The sequence below is a fragment of the Pseudonocardia sp. McavD-2-B genome (assembly GCF_024124365.1).
Lineage (GTDB): Bacteria > Actinomycetota > Actinomycetes > Mycobacteriales > Pseudonocardiaceae > Pseudonocardia > Pseudonocardia alni.
Window position 1 is genome coordinate 1 of the sequence record NZ_JAMXSG010000426.1, and the last position, 3,037, is coordinate 3,037.

The 3,037-nt window shown below is 76.3% G+C and carries 2 protein-coding genes and 1 pseudogene; 2 read left to right on the top strand and 1 reads right to left on the bottom strand.

All coding sequences use genetic code 11. The features are described from left to right. Positions 1-161: 161 nt before the first annotated feature. Positions 162-1,370, top strand: coding sequence for a PspC domain-containing protein (locus NH602_RS29660; RefSeq protein WP_308292899.1), 1,209 nt, complete (start codon positions 162-164; stop codon positions 1,368-1,370). Beyond that, complete coding sequence (locus NH602_RS29665; protein WP_073576423.1) at positions 1,367-2,071, top strand: response regulator transcription factor; 705 nt, start codon at positions 1,367-1,369, stop codon at positions 2,069-2,071. The genes NH602_RS29660 and NH602_RS29665 overlap by 4 nt, the downstream gene beginning before the upstream one ends. 197 nt (positions 2,072-2,268) lie before the next feature. Here the strand turns inward: NH602_RS29665 and NH602_RS29670 are convergent. After that, positions 2,269-3,037 (bottom strand): annotated as a pseudogene (locus NH602_RS29670) (hypothetical protein); the annotation flags it as partial.

Consider the following 3,037-nt stretch of genomic DNA (forward strand, 5'->3'; position numbering starts at 1 on the left):
ATCGAGTAGTTGCGCCGCACGAGCTCGCCGTCGATCCGCGCGCCCACGGTGACATGGCGGCCGGGGCGGTGGGAGAACACGTCGCGCAGCGCGCCGGGCACCTCCAGGGTGACCGCGACCGCGTCCGGGGGGAGCCGGGCCACCGCGGTCACGCGCAGCGGGTGCGGGCGGGGGGGGGGGGCGGCGTCGCGGGCGGGGTGGCCGACCACCTCGGCGTCGACGTCCGCTGGATCCGGGCGGCCTTCGTCGCGCTGACCCTGCTCGGCTGGGCGGGGGTCCTGGCCTACGGCCTGCTGTGGGTGTTCCTGCGGCAGGAGGCCGCCGTCGTCGAGCGGACCGTCACCCGGTCCGAACGCCTCCAGGCCGCCGGGCTGCTGACGCTGGGGCTGGGGTTGTCGCTGGTCGCGGCGACCTCGGGTTCGGCCGTGCTCGGCTGGATCGCCGGCCCGCTGGGGCTGGCGACGGTCGGTGCGGCCGTCGTGTGGCGGGAGGCCGACGAGGCGCAGCGACGGCGGTGGGCGCGCGACGCCCGCAGCCGCGTCACGGGCGGTCGTGCGGCGCTGGCCCGCACCGTGCTCGGCGCCGCGCTCGTCCTGACCGGGCTGGCGGTGTTCCTGCTCGGCAACCTGGACCTGAGCCAGGTGCGGTTCGGGATCCTCGCGGCGCTGGCGACGCTGCTGGGCGTCGCGGTCCTCACCGTCCCCTGGTGGGTACGGCTGGTGCGCGACCTCGGCGAGGAGCGCCGGGCCCGCGCGGTCGCCGCCGAGCGCGCCGAGATCGCCGCGCACCTGCACGACTCGGTGCTGCAGACCCTCGCGCTGATCCAGCGCCAGTCCTGCGACCCGCGCGAGGTGCAGCGGCTGGCCCGCGGCCAGGAGCGGGAGCTGCGTGCCTGGCTCTACGGGCCGGGCGGACGCGCCCGGGGCGGCGGCGGCAGCCCGGACGCCGTGGAGACGCTGCTGTCGGCGGCGATCACGCGCGTCGCGGGCGAGGTGGAGGACACCTACGCGGTGGCCGTCGGCCCGGTGCTGGTCGGTGACGCCGAGCTCGACGACGACCTGCGCGCCCTGGTGCTGGCGGCACGCGAGGCGATGGTGAACGCGGCGAAGCACTCGGGGACGTCCGAGGTCGACGTCTACGTCGAGGTCGAGCCCGCCTCGGACGAGGGGCCGGGCGCGGCCGAGGTGTTCGTGCGGGACCGCGGCACGGGTTTCGACCCGGATGCGGTGTCCGACGACCGGCACGGCCTCGCGGACTCGGTGCACGCCCGGATGCGCCGCCACGGCGGCACGGTCCGGATCCGCACCGGGGCCGGGGAGGGTACGGAGGTGCGGCTGTCGATGCCGCTGACGGAGAAGGAGACGGCATGACCACCGCCGACGTGCCGGGGACACCGGCTGGTCCGGGCGACACCGGTATCCGGGTCTACCTGGTCGACGACCACGCGTTGTTCCGGTCCGGCGTGCGCGCCGAGCTGGACCGTGGCGACGGGCGCAGCCCCGTGCTGGAGGTCGTCGGTGAGGCGGGCTCCGTCGACGAGGCGGTGGCCGGCGTCGGGCACCTCGCGCCGGACGTGGTGCTGCTCGACGTGCACATGCCCGGCGGCGGGGGCGCGGAGATCCTGCGCCGGGCGCGCGCGGCGGGCACGGAGTCGGTGTTCCTGGCACTGTCGGTGTCCGACGCTGCGGAGGACGTCATCTCGGTGATCCGGTCCGGCGCCCGCGGCTACGTCACGAAGACGATCTCGGGCCGGGACCTCGCCGACGCCGTGCGACGCGTACGGGCCGGTGACGCGGTCTTCTCACCACGCCTGGCCGGGTTCGTGCTGGACGCGTTCTCCGACCGGCCGGGTGCGGCACCGCCGGTGGACCCGGAGATCGACCAGCTGACCAAGCGGGAGCGGGACGTGCTGCGGCTGCTGGCCCGCGGCTACGCCTACAAGGAGATCGCGAAGGAGCTGTTCATCTCGGTGAAGACGGTGGAGACCCACGTGTCGAGCGTGCTGCGCAAGACGCAGACGTCGAACCGGCACGAGCTGTCCCGCTGGGCTTCCGACAGGAGGCTCGTGTAGGTCGCGCAGCGACCGGAGCGTGCCGGAAGGAGCATCGGCACGGACAGGAGGCTCGTGTAGGTCGCGCAGCGACCGGAGCGTGCCGGAAGGAGCGTCGGTACGGACCGTCGGCCGGTCCGACACGGCACGTGCGCAGGCACCGACACGGCCCCGGTCCCCGCTGTGCGGGGGCCGGGGCCGTCGTCGTGGGTGCGGCGTCAGCCGCCCAGCAGCCCGCCCGCGCCCTTCGTGACGCCGCCGAGCACCCCGCCGACCGGTTCGGTCACGCCGGACAGGGCGCCCCCGACCGGCTCGGTCACCGTGCCGGCCACCTGCCCCACGGGCTTCGTGACGGCCTGCAGCGGCTGGGTGGCGTCCGAGGACGAGGAGCCGGTGTCCGCGGTGGCCTTCTTCGCGGAGGTGTCGAGGAGCCCGGTGACCGGCTCGGCCGCCTTCAGGACCGGGCCGGTGAGCGGCTCGGTGCTCCTGAGGACGGGCTCGGTGACCGGCGACAGCGCGCCGAGCACCGGCGTCGTCACCGGCTCGAGGGTGTCGGTGAGGGGCCGGGTGACGGGCTTGACCGCGTTCGTCACCGGGCGGACGGCCTCGGTCACGGGGGACACGGCACCGCCGAGGGTCTTCCCGACCGGCGCCGCGGCCTGCGCGACCGGGGCGACGACGCCACCGACGGCGTCCCCGACCGGGCGGACGTTCTCGGTGACGTCCTGGACCGGGCCGGTGCTGGTCCCGCCGCGCGACGGCGACGTGCCGGTCACGGGCTCGAGGATGTTGCCCGCGGACGGCCGGTCCGGGTTGTTGATCGGGGCGACGATCGGGGCGAGCGGCGAGCCCGTCCCACCGGAGCCGCGCGGAGCCGGGACCGTCGGCGACGACGGGGACCCGGTGCCCGGGTTCCCGGTCGAGGGCGAGGTGGGCGTGCGGGGCGCGGGGACCGCGACGGCGGGCCCGGCGGCGGTGCCCGGGGCG